A 14,907-nucleotide genomic window follows, 5' to 3' on the forward strand; every position below is an offset into this window, starting at 1 on the left:
AGCCTAGCGAGACATACGCATGAAGCGTGGGTGCATACGAATTCTGAGAATGCGCAGCACGCGGCGGCTCGCAAGAGACTCATGAGCGATCTCCATGCGCGGTGGCGACACTCAGGTTCCACGGCCCAATTCGCTTGATTCCAAACAGGACTTCGTAAAGCAGCGGAATCAAGCCCAACGTCACCAGCGTTCCGAGTGCCAGCCCACCGATCATCGCGATCGCCATCCCTTTCCATAATGGTCCGGAGAAGAGCATGAGTGGCACCAGTCCCGAAATGCAGGTGACCTTGGTCATCACGATTGGACGAAGCCGTTGTATCGCGGCCCCAACCAAGGCTTCATGGCGTGGCAGGCCTTCCGCTAGCCCCTGGTCGATGCGTTCCAGCAAGAGCACGGCGTTGTTGACAATGATCCCGAACAGGGCCAGTACGCCGAAGGTCGCCATGAAGCTGAAAGGTGTGCCGGTCAGCTTCAGAGCCAATACCACGCCGATAAGCGTGAAAGGGATCGTCGCGAGGATCACACCGAGCTTGCGGAAAGAATTGAACTGCCATACGAACAGCATCAGCATCGCCAGAAATGCGAGGGGCATGTAGGTCGACAGCGCGGCGTTCGATTCGGCGGCTTCCTCGATCTCGCCGCCAAGTTCAACCGAGTAGCCCGCGGGCAGGTCCAGGGCAGCGACGCTAGGCGCCAGGCGGTTGATGATCTCCTGGGCGGTGTAAGAGGTGTTCTGTCCTTGCACGGTGATCGTGCGGATGAGATTGCGCCGTTGGATGACCGAGGGCTCGCTCGCGAGCGATACGTCTGCGACCTGAGCCAGCGTCACCGCTGGACCGCCGTTGGTGGGATAGATGAGCGTCGCGCCTACGTCTGCCGTGCTGCGACGCTCGCTTACGATACTGCGCAGGACGATCGGGACGGAGGTGTCACCGTCGCGAATAACCGAGATCGATCTGCCGCTGTAGCGGACATCCAGCCCGCCAGCGATGTCTTCAGTCGTCACGCCCGCCCGACGCGCGCGGTCCTGGTCGACCCGTACGTCGATGCGGCCAACGCGCGTATCCCAATCGTTCTTGACGTTGATGGTGCCGGGCAGCTTGCGCAGCGCTGCTTCGATTTTGGACGCGGCCCCCAACAATACCTCCTCATCCGGACCGCTGACGCGATAAATGGCAGTCCCTGACTCGGTCGCACCGAGCGAGAAACGCTTGGGCTCGGCGCGCACGTCGCCATGTGCTTGCGCAAAGTAGCTGCGGGTGCGGGCGAGGACGGCGTCGATGTCGCTCTTCGGCTTCAATGTGACAACGAAGTACGCGATGTTCGATGCCGGCAGTGGTGGATTCAGGCTAAGGATGAAGCGCGGGCCACCATCGGCGACGTAGCCGATGTGATCGGAGACTTCTGGATTGATGTTCGTGTCGCCCAGCCAACCACTGATCTGCTTCACGCGGGCGAGCGTTTCGCGCGAGTCGGTACCGGGGGCGAGCTGCACCGGAATCTGGAACTGAAGCCGGTCGGACTTGGGCATGAAATCGTACGGCAGGGTGGTGAAGCCATACAGCGCAATGGCAAGCGCCGCGATCATCGACGCTACATAGACCGCCTTATGGTGGAGCACCCACTCCAGTACGCGCCGGTAGCCACGGTAGAAGCGGGTGTCATAGGCGTCGCCCTGCTCCTGCTTGTGATGGGGTTTGGCGAAGTGGTAGCACAATAGGGGCGTGACAGTCAGGCACAGCAGCCACGAAGCGAACAACGTCAGTGCCAGCACGACCACGAGATTGTGCAGATACTCGCTCGTGGCGTTCTGGCCAAAAAAGAACGGCGAGAACACGATCACGATCACGAGCGAGGACGTGAGCAGCGGAATGGCGAGCGTGCGGCCCGCCTCGAGGCAGGCATGCTTACGATCTTCGCCACCGGCCAGGCGGCGTTCGATGTCTTCGGCAATCACAATGCCGTTGTCCACCAACAAGCCGAGCGCAATGATGATGGCGCCCATCGAGACGTTCTGAAGCTCGATGTTCATCGCGCGCATGACGATGAGTGCACTGAGGATCGTCAACGGCACGATCATGCCCACGATGATCCCGGTGCGCCAACCGAGAAATAGCACGACGACACCGAGGACGACGATGATCGTCTCCATCATGACGTGGTTCATTTTGCCCATCTCGTGCTTGACGACATCGGCCTGGAAAGTGACGTATGACAGATCGAAACCCGCCGGCAGCAGCTTCTCCTGGTCTGCAACCCGTGCTTTGAGCGCTTTTCCGAACTGCTCCACGTTCTGACCGGAGGCCATCGAAACCGCCATGACGACAGCGGGCTGGCCTTTGTAGATGGCAGCAGATTCCGGCGGATCGGCTGGCCGCACACTCACCTGCGCCAGTTCACCCAATGCGATCGTCGGCACGGGCGCCGTACTACTTTGCGGTCGTGGCAGCGCGATCGGCATTGCTCGCAGGGAGGGAGCGTCACGCACTTCGCCACTGACCGCCAAGGTTGCATTGATGCCGCCGACAACAATTTGTCCACCCGAAGCGACGACGTTCTGTTTGACGAGTTGGTCGATCACCCCCTGTGGTGTCAGCTCCAATCGCGCGAGCCTAGGCCGATCGAATTCGAGATAGACGCGCTCTTCCTGCAGGCCGTAGAAAGTGATGCGCTCAATACCAGGCACGGTGTACAGGCGGTCGCGCATCTGCTTGAGCGCGACGCGCATCTCGCTCATGGAGTAACCTGGTGCAGTGACCGCAATCGAGGCAACCGCGACGCGGCCGAAGTCTTCGTCGACGAAAGGCCCCATCGTGCTCTGTGGTAAGGCATCCTTCGAATCGGCGACCTTGGCCCGGACGCGCTGCCAGATCGGTGCCAAGTCGGTGTAGCGGTCCCAGATCGTGACCTGGATCATGGCGCTGCCTGCGCGCACGGTGCTCGTCACGCGCTTGACCTCTGCCAGTTCGCGCAAGCGCTCCTCGATCGGCCGGGCAATGAGTTGCTCAACGCGTTCGGCGGGCAGCCCCGGGTTCAACGCCGTGACCATCGCATCGCGGACCGTGACAGTCGGCTCCTCCTGAGAAGGAAAATTCAGGAAGGTCGCGATGCCGGCGACGAAAATGATGAGCGCTACAAAGTAGGTAAGTCGACTGGCGCGCAGCGCCATCTCGGTGATCTTCATGATGAAGTAACCTGGTGGATCGCGTTAGCGCTTGGTCAATTGAGTGGTGGCTTCCAGTGGTGTCACTGGCTGTCCATCGGTGAGCCATCCTCCTCCGGCGGCAACCACCGTCTCGCCGGGCTTGAGTCCAGCGAGGACGCGCGCGCTGTCTCCTTCCTGTACCGGCGTGAAGCGCACCGCGCGACGGTGCACCTTCTTATCTTCAGGGGTGTAGACGAAGACGGAAGCCTCGCCCGGCTTCGTGCCGAGCACCAGCGAGGCATAAGGTATGGATACAGTCTCGGGCCGAGAGGTCTTGGAGGTTGCCGCAGGTGCGTCGAGCACGACCTGTACGGGAATACCTGGCCGAAGTGCGCGCGCTTGCGCGTTATCTTCAGGCACTAGCACCACGGGTAGGAGCGAGCCATTTTCGGCGCGCAGACCGACACGACGTACCACCGCTCGGATTGGTTGTTCGGCTCCGCTCCAGCTCAGTTCTGCGCGTTGGCCGACATCTATGTGAGGTGCCTGTGTAGTAGACGCGTTCGCGATGATCTCAGTGCCACTGCGCACGCCGTCGACCTGAAATACCGGCGCACCAGCAGCAATGTCGGTGAACGCCAAAGCCAGCTTTTCCGCCACGACACCATCGAAAGGAGCGACGATCATCGTGCCACGTTGTGCTCGTTCGGCCAGGCCAAGCGCCGCCTTGGCAGTGCGCGCTTGACCCTCTGCGACCGCTAGCTGCGCCTTCGCGCTCTCGAACGCAGCAGGGGAGATGACTTCGCTTTCGAGCAACCGGCGCTGTTGATCTGTCTGTACACGTCGATCCATCAGGCCGGCTTCGGCGGCCGCCAGGGATGCTTGCGCTTGTGTCACGCGAAGCCGGTCAGGTTGCGCATCAAGTTCTGCCAGGACTTGGCCGCGGGAGAACCGTTCACCCACGTCGACGTTCAACTTGGCGATCCGTCCTCCTGTTTCAAATCCTAGGATGCTGCGCTCGGTTGCTCGCGCCGAGCCAGTCAATTCGATGCGAGAGCTATGCGGGAGATCCGACTGCGCGGCGGCGAGCTTCACTGCGCGCGGAGGCTCGGATACGGTGGATTGCGAGTTTCCGCACCCTGAGAGCAGAGTCGAAATGGATAGTGTGCAAGCAACCGCCAAGGAGCGCGGTGCGCACGCGGTCATGACACCGCTACGGACGCGACTCATGTGCGTCCTTTTGCCGGGACAAGTTCGAGATGGCCCGAGGCGAGATCCTGGAGCGCCCGAAAGAAATGCCGCCGCTCTGCGGGTGCGAGTATTGGCAAACCCAGAAGATCGGCGAACAGGGCGCCATCCAATGCCAGCATGATGAGTGCCGCGGTCTCGGTGCCACGCGGGGATCGACGCACGCGTTCGTACTGCACGCGGTACCACTCGCGCAGTGGGTCGAGAAGTGTTGGATCTTCCGCAGCTGCCGCGAGCAGCGCTGCGCCCATCTTCTGCATCTCGTCGTCGGGCATCGCTTCCACCTGGCTCGACAGCCAGGGGTCCGGATCTCCGGCAAACCTGCGCTCGTGATTGGCTTGTACCGCGTCGAACGCCCGGATCATCTCGTCGATCAGTGTCACGAACAAATCGCGTTTGGTCTTGAAGTGATAGAGAAACGCCCCTTTGCTCAACCCGGCCCGCACAACGACGGCGTCCAGTGTCAAGCGACTGGCACCTTCCTCCAGCACCAGTTCGCGGGCGGCCTGCAGGATGCGGTCGCGAGTTCGCTGGGCTCCTTGCTGGAGGCCGGGCTGCGCATCGGCGCTGCTATGGGCAGTGGACGGGGGGGGCAACTTTGTTTTCGCGCGGGGCGGCATGGTCGTGCTCCAAAAAAGCTTGAGTCATATACAGTCCAGACGGTATAGTAGAAGCCATACAACAGTCCGTCAAGACTTTTTCGGAACGCAAGGAGCTGCCATGTCTCAAATTCTTGAACGCTATCGCCTCATTGCCATGATTTCTCCGCTACTGCTTCTTGCGGCCTGCAGCCATGCCCCGCACTCTGCCGATCCACCTCGCCTGGATGTACCGGCCCATTTCTCAAATGAAGAGGGAGGTGAAGGCATCTTGGACAAATCGTCCCGCCGTACTCTTCCCGTCGATTGGTGGACGGCCTACGGCGATCCGCACCTCAATGCCTTGGTCCGGGCGGCGCTGGAGCGCAATACCGAACTGACGATTGCGCGAGCGCGCGTGGACGAGGCATCGGCCGCCACGCGGCGAGCACGGGCCTCCCTGCTCCCCTCGTTGTCCGCGGGCACGCAGGCAACTCGAGGACGCGACTATTCAGAGAACGTTGCAATCGGCAATGATGGCCGCGCCACGTTGTCCGCATCGTGGGAGGCAGACCTGTCGGGACGGCTTTCGCAGGCAGCAGAAGGTGCGCGCCTGGATGCGGTGGCAGCCGAACAAGCGTGGGTTGCCACGCGGTGGCAGGTCGCGTTTGAAACAGTGTCGGCGGCTGTGCAGCAGCGCCAAGCCAGTGAGCTCGAAGCGCTAGCCGCGGCGCGGCTGGCATCCGCAGAACGACTCGTCTTGCTGATGCAACGGAAGTTCGAGGCCGGACAAGCTACCGGCTTCGACATCGAGCGTACCCGCGCCGGCGTCGTCGCACTGCGCGTGGAGCAAGAGCAACTGCGGCGTGCGCGCGGCGAGGCGACGCATGCACTCGATGTACTAGTGGGACAAACGCCCGGAGCGCCTGCAGCTTCCCCAACTCTTGCGTCGCTCGCCGTCCCGGACTGGACACCGACACGCATACCTGCGGACCTGCTGAGTGAGCGGCCCGACGTGCGCGCCGCCGAAGCGAAGTTCGCCGCCGAAACCGCGCGCTGGAACGCAGCCGAAGGCGAACGCTTCCCCAGGCTGGTGTTGGACCTGAGCGGCGGACGGCAGCGCGTAGAGAGTGTGGGAACCCGCATCACTGGAAACATTTTTTCACTTGGGGCCGGGGTGTCGTTGCCGATCTTCGATGGTGGCGCGATCCGTGCCGGCATCGAGACCGGAGAGGCGCGCAGCCGAGCTGCCCGTGCGGAGTTCGAGCGCACTTTGTTGAGTGCTTTGCAGGACGTAGAGAACGCATATCTCGGTTGGCATACGCAGCACGCAGCACTGGAGCATCAGGCCGAGGGTGTCGCAGTCGCGGAGCGTCAGCTCGATCGCAGCCGACGTCTGTTCGAGGCGGGACAAGTGGACGCCACGGTGGTGGCCGAGGCTGAGGCCGGGGTGCTGTCAGCGCAGGCTTCGCTGATCCGCACGCGGGCCGAGACAGCCATGCAATGGGGCGTCCTGGCAAAAGCATTATCCGGCTCTCCTGTTTGATCGCAGAAACATGCTGGAGCAGCTTGCGAAGGCTAGCTAAATAGCGTGACGCAAGGCGAAGGTGGTGAGGCCTGAGTGATGAGGAATGCGAACATGGAAATTCGACACCTGCGCTACTTTCTGGCGGTGGCAGAGGAGCTGCACTTTGCCCGAGCCGCAGAGCGCCTCCACATAGAGACATCGCCGCTGTCGCGCGCCATCAAGGAACTTGAGGAAGAGTTGGGCGTAGCGCTATTTGCGAGAACCACTCGGAGCACCCGCTTGACTCGTGCGGGCAGGCTCTTCTTTGAGAGCGTGCCGCGTGTCTTCGCAGCTTTGCAGCAGGCGCGCGACAGTGTGAACGCCGCAGCCAATGGCTTTCATTGCCAGCTCCGTATTGCATTGTCTGATGGAATCACGCCATCGCGCCTGCCTGCGTTGTTGGCGCTCTGCCGGCAGGAAGAGCCGGAAGTGGAAGTTCGCTTCTTCGAGGTGCCTTTGGCACAGCAAATCAAGGGATTGTGTGGCGAACTGTACGATCTCGGCTTCGCTCAATCGGATGAAGTCGGCGAAGGCATCATCGCCGTGCCGGTGTGGAGTGACCCTCTGATGGTAGCTGTGCCCGCACGGCACCCCTTGCTATCCCACAAACAGATTCCCCTAGAAGAGCTGTTGCGGTATCCGCTGGTGCTCTGCGACGCGGTGGCGTGTGAGGGCCATGCTCGGCAAGTTGAACGGGTGCTACGTCGCGTGGACATAGAGCCACTGATTGCCGAACGCGTGACTTCCAGCGATCTAATGATGGTCCTGGTTTCGGCGGGACTTGCACTAGGCCTCACAGGAGGCGCGCATATCACAGCCAGCAGGGAACAGGGGGTGGTCGCACGGCCGCTGACTGGACGTTCGCCAATGCTCACGACCTATCTACTACGGCCGGCCAGCGAGCCGTCAGAAATGCTGACTCGCTTCATGGAACGCGTTCATTCGATCAAATCTCCAGATGCCAAAGGTCGGCGGTAAACCATCACACAATCTCCCAAAGAAAATTAACCATGAAGAAGATTGCTCTCATATTGCTTTCCTCGACATTGGCAGCCTGCAGCCCATCTGGGAAACCAGATAAAGCCAACCTTCCGACAGTCGATGAATTAGCGCTCAATCCTGAGCGTCTGAAAGAGTTGCGCAAGCAATGCAAGTTGGATCGACCAATGCTGGGCGACCAACTATGTAACCGGGTTGCCGAGGCTACGCGAAAGCGCTTTTACGAAGATGGCGATGTGCCCCACACCACGCCTAAAGAGCCGCCGAAGTTCTAAGCTGGTGGTCATGCCGGAGTATGTATGCCGGATATGAAAAATTTGAAGGAGAATCGCAATGGGTTGGATCTATCTTGTTTTGGCTGGATTGTTTGAAATCGGATGGCCGGTCGGGCTGAAAATGGCGCAAGAGCCAACATCGCGTTGGAGTGGGGTCGCAGTAGCCGTCTCTTTCATGACAATTAGCGGCGCCTTCCTATGGCTTGCTCAGCGTCAGATACCGATTGGGACTGCTTATGCGGTGTGGACGGGTATCGGAGCGGCGGGAACTTTCTTAGTCGGAATTCATTTCTATGGCGACCCAACCTCCCTGATGCGATACCTTGGCGTGGCGTTGATCATCCTGGGCGTTATCACGCTCAAGTTATCGAGTTGATCGCTAGCTCCATTGGTAGCGTAGTCGCTAGGCGACCCAGCTCCCAGAGTGGATCGGGCGCTGGGAACTCGTACGGTCACCTCCTCTCTCTAGTCGCTATGTGACGAGCTTGCCGGCGCCTCGGGAGAGTTCGAGCCAGTGCGCGTAAGGCGGTGGGAGCACCCATTCCGGGTGGCTCCACCTTCAGTGCCTGCGCCAAGGTGACCTGAGTACGAACTTTGTAGCCAGTCAGGCAGTGAGTTCGGAGGGGATGCTATCGGATTGGATCCAGTTGCGCCGGATCGTCGCCGGCGGTTTGTAAGCATGCGCGCTATGCGGCCGCTGCTCGTTGTAGAACTGTCGCCAACGTTCGATCAGCACCTTCGCTTCGGTCCGACTGCGGAACCATTCGCGGTTGAGCAGTTCGTCGCCCATCGTTGCCTGCGAAGTCAGGACCAGCAGAATCCTGAGGGGAGTTCTCATCATGGTTTTCTCCGTTCAGACGCTTGGGATCAAGCGGCCGGAGACCACTACGCCTGCTTGGCTTTGCGCGCTGCCTCGACCAAGCTGTCGAGCCAGTCCTGATGGCCGTTGATCATCGGGTTGGGTTTGGCGTTGTGCAGCTCCTCGGCCGGTTTGCCCTTCTGAGTTTCCTGCGTGAGGATGCGCACGCGCCTGCCGTCCAGGTTCTCAACCAGCCAGGCGTGATGCACATCCAGGCGCGTATCTGTGCCTTCCTCGCCGGACCAGCCGTGCCAGGCCACGCGGCCGGGTTGCCCATCCGCAGGTGGCACGTATTCGTTGCACTGCCCCTCTACCGGGAAGCCGAAGGTCTCGAAGTAAAACCGATCGCCGTCGGCCAGTACCGGGCCTTTGCCGTCATGAAAGCACACGTTAGCCGAGTTGGCGTAGTAGCTTGGCCACAGCGATGGTGTGACGAGTAGAGGCCATACGTCGGCCGCGCTCAAGCCGGCGGCGATGATCTCATTGGAGGCGAAATTCTCAGTAAAGCCCGGCGTGTAGCCTTCGGGCCAGAGGATGGCGTTCTGTTGCTTGCTCATATCGAAGCTCCTTCACAAAATGTCGATGACGCAACAGGGGTGGCTGCGTCATTCAAGTGGTCATGGAGCAAATCATGAGCCTCCATCTGCAATAAGTGAAATCCTAAGTTTCTATTTTTGATATCATAAAATATGATATCAAGGCCTAGGTTCTGCCATCCACCGACTAGGCTATCTCGCAGCGGCGCTACGAAAGGGCGCGTCTCCAATTGAGCCGACTGATTGCTTATTTGTAGTGCGAGGTAGAGTTGTGCTGAGCATGACGATAGGAGCGATCTTGCCTACTTGTTGTTAGCACAGGAAGTGAACAGCAGTGCTCGTATCCAGCGATGTGCTGGATCGTGATGGGTGCGTTCGTGCCAAGCAGCCGTCTTGGTGAACCCCGGTATCTTCACCGGCGGCAGGGAGATAGCCAGCTTGTCCATACCGGCGACCAAGCGGCTCGGCAAGATCGCAACCATGTCACTGGCACGCAGGATGTCTGGCAAGATCAGAAAGCTCTTGACCGACAGTGTGACGCTGCGTCGTTTGCCCAACTGTTCTAGCGCATCGTCGGTGACGCCGCGGAAACCTCCACCATCGTAGGAAACAAGCGCATGGTCGAGAGCACAGAACTGTTTAACGGTCAGCTTGCGCCCCATAGCCGCAGGATGGTCTTCCCGCAGGACACACACATAGTGTTCCTTGAACAGCTCTCGGGCATGCAGATTTGGCGGAGTGATCTCTGGCGTCAGGAGGGCTAAATCGATCTGACCGCGCTCAAGCTGGTTCTGTAGCTGCCCGCTCTCGACTGGCACTAATGAGACTCGTACACGCGGTGCGTGCCGTTTAAGTGCCGATAGAAATGGGACAGCAACGGCACGCAGCGCATAGTCCGTCGCGGCGATGGAGAAGGTCAGTTGTGCGGTGGCCGGATTGAAGGAAGGTGGCTGGAGCAGCGCGTCGATTTCGGCGAGCACCTGCTTGACAGGCATCCCTAGATCCAGCGCCCGCTGCGTTGGAACGATACCCCGCTGCGAGCGCGCGAAAAGCGGGTCACCGAAGCTCTCGCGCAACCGCGTCAGCATGCCACTCAAGGCCGGCTGGGTTAGTCCCAGACGGGCCGCCGCCCGTGTCACATTGCGTTCGTCTAACAATGCGTCCAGCGCCTTGAGCAAGTTGAGATCCATACTCTTGATATTTTTCATTTTTATTCCAATCTTAAATATCATCGTTTTTCATGATATCTAAATATTGCCTATGAGTGGAAGCAAGGCCCATTGACGGCTTTTTTTGGGTAACTTGCTTGGAACTCTGTATGCGCCGCAGTGCGCTTTCGCTTGCGGCGCTTTTCTTTGACTCGCCACCGCGCTCATTCTTTCTTTTCCCTCGACCATTGTGCTGCGAACGGTCTTTGACCGGCACTAGCCCAGAACCGATCCTGACGCCTGCGACACCCCCTGTGCAACGCTTTCAATGAGACACCAGCGCAGGAGAAATCGGAGGACAGGTCATGCAAGGGACGAACGTTCTGTTCGGCCAGATCGCTGTGGTAATCGGCATCGTGATCGCCGGCGTCTGGGGCGCCACACAATGGACAGCAGCGACCCTTGGCTATCAAGTACGCCTCGGATCGCCCTGGTTCGATCTTCTAGGTGTACCGGTTTATCACCCGTGGCGCTTGTTCGAATGGTGGTTCTTCTTTGATGCCTACGCGCCGCACGTCTTCGACACAGGCGGTGCGATTGCGGGTGGTAGCGGTTTGTTCGCTTTACTCGTCGCCATCGCCATGTCGGTATGGCGTTCTCGGCAGTCGCGGCTGGTTACGACTTATGGTTCGGCACGCTGGGCCGATGCCGTCGACATCCGCAAAGCTGGACTGACCCTCCCGGCGGGCGTCTTCCTCGGCCAACACGACGACCAATACCTCCGACATGAGGGGCCGGAACATGTCCTGAGCTTCGCACCCACGCGCTCGGGCAAGGGCGTGGGCTTGGTGGTGCCTACGTTGCTTTCGTGGCCGGCGTCCGCCGTCATTCACGACATTAAGGGAGAGAACTGGAAGATCACGGCGGGCTGGCGTTCGCGCTTTTCGCACTGCCTGCTTTTCAACCCCACCGATAGGCAGTCGGCCGCCTACAACCCGCTGCTTGAAGTCCGGCGCGGCGCACATGAAGTGCGCGACGTGCAGAACATCGCCGACATTCTGGTTGACCCTGAAGGTGCGTTAGAGAAGCGCAATCATTGGGAGAAGACCAGCCACGCGCTACTGGTCGGTGCAATCTTGCATGTTCTGTACGCAGGCGAGGACAAGACGCTGCGCGGCGTCGCCAACTTCCTCAGCGACCCGGCGTGTCCGTTCGAGCTGACGCTGCACCGGATGATGACGACGAAGCACCTGGGCGATGCGCCTCACCCGGTTGTCGCATCCGCTGCCCGCGAAGTGCTCAACAAGTCGGACAACGAGCGATCGGGCGTGCTCTCCACCGCCATGTCGTTTCTCGGCCTGTACCGCGACCCGACCGTGGCCGAAGTCACATCGCGCTGCGATTGGCGCATCGCCGACCTGATTTCCGCCGAGCACCCGGTATCGCTCTATCTGGTGGTGCCGCCCTCCGACATAAGCCGCACCAAGCCGCTGATCCGGCTCATCTTGAACCAGATCGGGCGGCGGCTGACCGAATCGCTCGACGGCAGCGATGGCATCGCGCGCCGGCACAAGCTGCTGCTGATGCTGGACGAGTTTCCGGCGCTGGGTCGCCTCGATTTTTTCGAGTCCGCGCTTGCCTTCATGGCCGGCTACGGCATCCGCAGCTTTCTCATCGCTCAAAGCCTGAACCAGATCGACAAGGCGTATGGGCAGAACCATTCCATCCTCGACAACTGCCATGTCCGGGTGACTTTCGCCACCAACGACGAAAGGACGGCGAAAAGGATTTCCGAAACCCTCGGCACCGCCACCGAGCTTCGCGCGCAGCGCAACTACGCGGGCCACCGCCTCGCTCCGTGGCTGGGGCACCTGATGGTGTCGCGTCAGGAAACTGCACGTCCGCTGCTGACGCCCGGCGAGGTGATGCAGCTTCCACCTGAGGACGCCGTAGTCATGGTGTCCAGCGTTGCCCCGATCCGCGCGAAGAAGCTGCGTTACTACGTCGACGCCAATTTCAAGGATCGCGTCCTGCCACCGCCCGTGCTCGCAGTCGGGAGGTACGCCGACGCGCCGCCAGCCCGCCCCGACGACTGGAGCGGCTTGGCGATCCCGGCCGTACCTACGGCGCCGACCTCGGTATCCGCCGATGGTCCGGGCGGCACCGATGACGGCGGCCCGCGCCGCCAGCTCGAACTCTCCGAAACCGTCGCCTACGAGCCCGAGTTGGACGCGTGTGCGAACGACCTGGAGCTGCTCGATGACGACGACCTGGCGCTCCCGCTTCCCGGCCAGCTCGACCCGGCCATGCAGCGCACGGCCCGGCTGGCTTCTCTCGACCCCAACGACGGAATCGACCTATGAGCCAATACCGCCTCAATCTTTTCATCCAGCCCGAGCACGCCAAGCGCCTGGATGAACTTGCCGCCAAGAAAGGCGTGTCCAAGTCCTCCATCGTCGCAGCGGCCTTGGCGTCCTGGCTGTCACCCGATGCGGGCGACCAGCGTGAGGCCGCCATTGCCAAGCGGCTGGATCGACTGTCGCGGCAGACCGAACGCATGGAGCGCGACCAGAACATCCAGATCGAAACGCTGGCGCTGTTCATCCGCTATTTCTTGACCATCAGCACGCCGGTGCCAGAAGCCCACAAGGACGCGGCCCGCGCCCAGGGCAAAGCGCGCTTCGAGCAGTTCGTCGAGCAGTTGGGTCGCCACCTGCTGCGTGGCCGCAGTCTGGTGCGCGACGTGGTGGAGGAACTGCACCCCGATCCGATGCGGATGGATGACGCAGCAGCGATGGCGTCCGCCGATGAGCGAGCTGCAGAGCGTGCGTCATGAGTGCCGTTCCGCAGATTCCGCCTGAATCTCGCTCATCCGCCGCGGCGTCCCAGGATCGCCGCATCCAGATGCTGCGCACGGCGATGGGGCCGCTGATCGCCGCTGCGCTCGAAGATCCGGATGTTGTGGAAATCATGCTCAACCCCGATCGCACCCTGTGGGTGGATCGGCTGTCGTCGGGTCGCTCGCCGCTGGGCGTGGAGATGCCCGAGGCCGATGGTGAACGCATCATCCGCCTGGTCGCCGCGCATGTCGGCGCGGAGGTGCATCGCGGCCAGCCGCTCTTGACCGCCGAGTTGCCGGAAACCGGCGAGCGTTTCGAGGGCATCCTGCCTCCGGCCGCCCCGGGGCCAGCCTTCGCGCTACGCAAGCGGGCCGTGAGCATCATCGGCCTGGATCGCTACGTGGCCGACGGCATCCTGACCGCCGGGCAGGCCGAGTTCCTGCGCCGCGCCGTGCGCGAGCGGCAGAACATCCTGATCGCCGGCGGCACCAGCACCGGCAAGACCACGCTGGCGAACGCGCTGCTGGCCGAGATCGCCGCCACAGGCGACCGCGTGCTGGTGCTCGAAGACACCATCGAGCTGCAATGCGCGGCCCGCGACCATGTGCCGCTGCGCACCCGCGCCGGCGTCGTCACAATGACCGAGCTGGTGCGGGCCACGATGCGCCTGCGGCCTGACCGCGTGATCGTCGGCGAAGTGCGTGGCGGCGAAGCCCTGGACTTGGTGAAGGTCTGGGGCACCGGCCACCCCGGCGGCATTGCCACCATCCATGCCGGCTCCGCCTTGGGCGCACTGCTGCGTCTGGAGCAACTGATCCTCGAAGTGGCAGTGAATCCGCCCCGCGCCCTGATCGCCGAGGCGGTCAACGTGGTGATTCACATCGCAGGCCGTGGCCGCAAACGTCACGTCGAAACCATCTCCCGTGTCGTCGGCTTCGACGGTGCGGGCTATCGCCTGACAGATGCGCTGGAAACGCCGTTTCCCGAGCTGCCGCCGGTTCCTCTTGCAGCCGCTGCCGCTGCGCCTTCCTCGACCCCTGACCAACCTGGAGAACTGCCATGACGCACGTTGATGCTTTCCGTCTTTCCGTAAATCCTATTTCTCGCCTGTCCAGCATGGCGCGGCTGCGCCACCTGGCCCGTCCCGCAGGGCAAGGGCTGCTGCTGGCCGCGCTGATGCTGTTGCTGGCGGGCACGGCGCAGGCCGCCGGTTCCTCGATGCCGTGGGAAGGGCCGCTGACCTCCATCCTCGAATCCATCCAAGGGCCAGTCGCCCGGATCGTGGCGGTGATCATCATCATCTCGACGGGGCTTGCGCTGGCGTTCGGTGATACCAGCGGCGGCTTTCGCAAGCTGATCCAGATCGTGTTCGGCCTGTCCATCGCGTTCGCCGCGTCCTCGTTCTTCCTGTCGTTCTTCAGCTTCTCCGGAGGGGCCGTCGTATGAGTAAGGCCACCGATCTTCCGGGCTTTGAAGTGCCGCTGCATCGCTCGCTGACCGAGCCGATCCTGCTGGGCGGTGCGCCGCGCACCGTGGCGATTGCCAACGGCACGCTAGCCGCCGCCGTCGGGCTGGGCCTGCAACTGTGGATTCCCGGCGTGGTGCTCTGGATCGTCGGCCACTCGCTGGCCGTATGGGGTGCGCGCGTCGATCCGCAGTTCATGCAGGTCTTCGCGCGGCATATCAAACACCGCCCGCTTCTGGACGTGTGA

At 61.5% G+C, this 14,907-nt stretch carries 14 protein-coding genes and 1 pseudogene; 9 read left to right on the forward strand and 6 right to left on the reverse strand.

Going from position 1 to position 14,907, the window contains the following annotated elements:
• Positions 1-79: 79 nt before the first annotated feature.
• From GIW79_RS11370 to GIW79_RS11380, 3 genes are read right to left on the reverse strand one after another with little or no spacing between them, the layout of a single operon-like run.
• Positions 80-3,184 (reverse strand): efflux RND transporter permease subunit, encoded by a 3,105-nt coding sequence (locus tag GIW79_RS11370; protein ID WP_003092293.1) that lies wholly within the window; start codon positions 3,182-3,184, stop codon positions 80-82.
• Positions 3,185-3,208: 24 nt separating this feature from the next.
• Positions 3,209-4,375 (reverse strand): efflux RND transporter periplasmic adaptor subunit, encoded by a 1,167-nt coding sequence (locus tag GIW79_RS11375; RefSeq protein ID WP_003092290.1) that lies wholly within the window; start codon positions 4,373-4,375, stop codon positions 3,209-3,211.
• Positions 4,372-5,013, reverse strand: coding sequence for a TetR/AcrR family transcriptional regulator (locus tag GIW79_RS11380; protein WP_023093369.1), 642 nt, complete (start codon positions 5,011-5,013; stop codon positions 4,372-4,374). Before GIW79_RS11380 ends, GIW79_RS11375 begins: the two co-directional genes overlap by 4 nt.
• Before the next feature lie 100 nt (positions 5,014-5,113).
• Here GIW79_RS11380 and GIW79_RS11385 point away from each other — a divergent pair, with 100 nt between their 5' ends.
• The 4 genes from GIW79_RS11385 (at position 5,114) to GIW79_RS11400 (ending at position 8,188) form a co-directional block, all read left to right on the forward strand.
• Positions 5,114-6,517, forward strand: coding sequence for an efflux transporter outer membrane subunit (locus GIW79_RS11385; RefSeq protein WP_000078291.1), 1,404 nt, complete (start codon positions 5,114-5,116; stop codon positions 6,515-6,517).
• Between the two features lie 93 nt (positions 6,518-6,610).
• A complete protein-coding gene (locus tag GIW79_RS11390) occupies positions 6,611-7,516 on the forward strand; it encodes a LysR family transcriptional regulator (RefSeq protein WP_000405670.1) in 906 nt (301 codons plus the stop codon).
• Between the two features lie 32 nt (positions 7,517-7,548).
• Positions 7,549-7,812 (forward strand): EexN family lipoprotein, encoded by a 264-nt coding sequence (locus tag GIW79_RS11395; protein ID WP_000717310.1) that lies wholly within the window; start codon positions 7,549-7,551, stop codon positions 7,810-7,812.
• A 58-nt stretch (positions 7,813-7,870) separates the two neighbouring features.
• Positions 7,871-8,188 carry a DMT family transporter gene (locus GIW79_RS11400; RefSeq protein WP_000539741.1) on the forward strand — a complete coding sequence of 106 codons (318 nt, stop codon included), beginning with the start codon at positions 7,871-7,873 and terminating at the stop codon, positions 8,186-8,188.
• 228 nt (positions 8,189-8,416) lie between these two features.
• On the opposite strand, the pseudogene GIW79_RS11405 reads toward GIW79_RS11400, so the two are convergent.
• The 3 genes and pseudogenes from GIW79_RS11405 to GIW79_RS11415 all read right to left on the reverse strand — a co-directional run.
• A pseudogene (locus GIW79_RS11405) lies at positions 8,417-8,596 on the reverse strand (integrase core domain-containing protein); the annotation flags it as partial.
• Positions 8,597-8,697: 101 nt separating this feature from the next.
• Positions 8,698-9,228 (reverse strand): hypothetical protein, encoded by a 531-nt coding sequence (locus tag GIW79_RS11410; protein ID WP_000043569.1) that lies wholly within the window; start codon positions 9,226-9,228, stop codon positions 8,698-8,700.
• 281 nt (positions 9,229-9,509) lie between these two features.
• Positions 9,510-10,415, reverse strand: coding sequence for a LysR family transcriptional regulator (locus GIW79_RS11415; protein WP_023093368.1), 906 nt, complete (start codon positions 10,413-10,415; stop codon positions 9,510-9,512).
• A 305-nt stretch (positions 10,416-10,720) separates the two neighbouring features.
• Here GIW79_RS11415 and GIW79_RS11420 point away from each other — a divergent pair, with 305 nt between their 5' ends.
• The 5 genes from GIW79_RS11420 to GIW79_RS11440 are packed head-to-tail and all read left to right on the forward strand — an operon-like array spanning position 10,721 to position 14,907.
• Complete coding sequence (locus GIW79_RS11420; RefSeq protein ID WP_001163195.1) at positions 10,721-12,718, forward strand: conjugal transfer protein TraG; 1,998 nt, start codon at positions 10,721-10,723, stop codon at positions 12,716-12,718.
• Positions 12,715-13,191 (forward strand): ribbon-helix-helix protein, CopG family, encoded by a 477-nt coding sequence (locus tag GIW79_RS11425; RefSeq protein ID WP_000085131.1) that lies wholly within the window; start codon positions 12,715-12,717, stop codon positions 13,189-13,191. Before GIW79_RS11420 ends, GIW79_RS11425 begins: the two co-directional genes overlap by 4 nt.
• Positions 13,188-14,258: a P-type conjugative transfer ATPase TrbB gene (gene trbB / locus GIW79_RS11430; RefSeq protein ID WP_023093367.1), complete on the forward strand. Its 1,071-nt coding sequence runs from the start codon at positions 13,188-13,190 to the stop codon at positions 14,256-14,258. The genes GIW79_RS11425 and trbB overlap by 4 nt, the downstream gene beginning before the upstream one ends.
• Positions 14,255-14,641 (forward strand): TrbC/VirB2 family protein, encoded by a 387-nt coding sequence (locus tag GIW79_RS11435; protein WP_000150010.1) that lies wholly within the window; start codon positions 14,255-14,257, stop codon positions 14,639-14,641. The genes trbB and GIW79_RS11435 overlap by 4 nt, the downstream gene beginning before the upstream one ends.
• Positions 14,638-14,907, forward strand: a complete 270-nt coding sequence (locus GIW79_RS11440; protein WP_003092280.1) for a VirB3 family type IV secretion system protein — start codon at positions 14,638-14,640, stop codon at positions 14,905-14,907. The genes GIW79_RS11435 and GIW79_RS11440 overlap by 4 nt, the downstream gene beginning before the upstream one ends.

Origin of the sequence: Pseudomonas sp. PA-7-1E, assembly GCF_021605325.1 — a bacterium.
Classification (GTDB): Bacteria; Pseudomonadota; Gammaproteobacteria; order Pseudomonadales; family Pseudomonadaceae; genus Aquipseudomonas; species Aquipseudomonas fluorescens_BV.

What these genes read in the sequence shown, in the direction of transcription:
- GIW79_RS11370 (WP_003092293.1), bottom strand. Translation starts at nt 3,184, where the DNA reads ATGAAGATCACCGAGATGGCGCTGCGCGCCAGTCGACTTACCTACTTT.
- GIW79_RS11375 (WP_003092290.1), bottom strand. Translation starts at nt 4,375, where the DNA reads ATGAGTCGCGTCCGTAGCGGTGTCATGACCGCGTGCGCACCGCGCTCC.
- GIW79_RS11380 (WP_023093369.1), bottom strand. Translation starts at nt 5,013, where the DNA reads ATGCCGCCCCGCGCGAAAACAAAGTTGCCCCCCCCGTCCACTGCCCAT.
- GIW79_RS11385 (WP_000078291.1), top strand. Translation starts at nt 5,114, where the DNA reads ATGTCTCAAATTCTTGAACGCTATCGCCTCATTGCCATGATTTCTCCG.
- GIW79_RS11390 (WP_000405670.1), top strand. Translation starts at nt 6,611, where the DNA reads ATGGAAATTCGACACCTGCGCTACTTTCTGGCGGTGGCAGAGGAGCTG.
- GIW79_RS11395 (WP_000717310.1), top strand. Translation starts at nt 7,549, where the DNA reads ATGAAGAAGATTGCTCTCATATTGCTTTCCTCGACATTGGCAGCCTGC.
- GIW79_RS11400 (WP_000539741.1), top strand. Translation starts at nt 7,871, where the DNA reads ATGGGTTGGATCTATCTTGTTTTGGCTGGATTGTTTGAAATCGGATGG.
- GIW79_RS11410 (WP_000043569.1), bottom strand. Translation starts at nt 9,228, where the DNA reads ATGAGCAAGCAACAGAACGCCATCCTCTGGCCCGAAGGCTACACGCCG.
- GIW79_RS11415 (WP_023093368.1), bottom strand. Translation starts at nt 10,415, where the DNA reads ATGAAAAATATCAAGAGTATGGATCTCAACTTGCTCAAGGCGCTGGAC.
- GIW79_RS11420 (WP_001163195.1), top strand. Translation starts at nt 10,721, where the DNA reads ATGCAAGGGACGAACGTTCTGTTCGGCCAGATCGCTGTGGTAATCGGC.
- GIW79_RS11425 (WP_000085131.1), top strand. Translation starts at nt 12,715, where the DNA reads ATGAGCCAATACCGCCTCAATCTTTTCATCCAGCCCGAGCACGCCAAG.
- trbB (WP_023093367.1), top strand. Translation starts at nt 13,188, where the DNA reads ATGAGTGCCGTTCCGCAGATTCCGCCTGAATCTCGCTCATCCGCCGCG.
- GIW79_RS11435 (WP_000150010.1), top strand. Translation starts at nt 14,255, where the DNA reads ATGACGCACGTTGATGCTTTCCGTCTTTCCGTAAATCCTATTTCTCGC.
- GIW79_RS11440 (WP_003092280.1), top strand. Translation starts at nt 14,638, where the DNA reads ATGAGTAAGGCCACCGATCTTCCGGGCTTTGAAGTGCCGCTGCATCGC.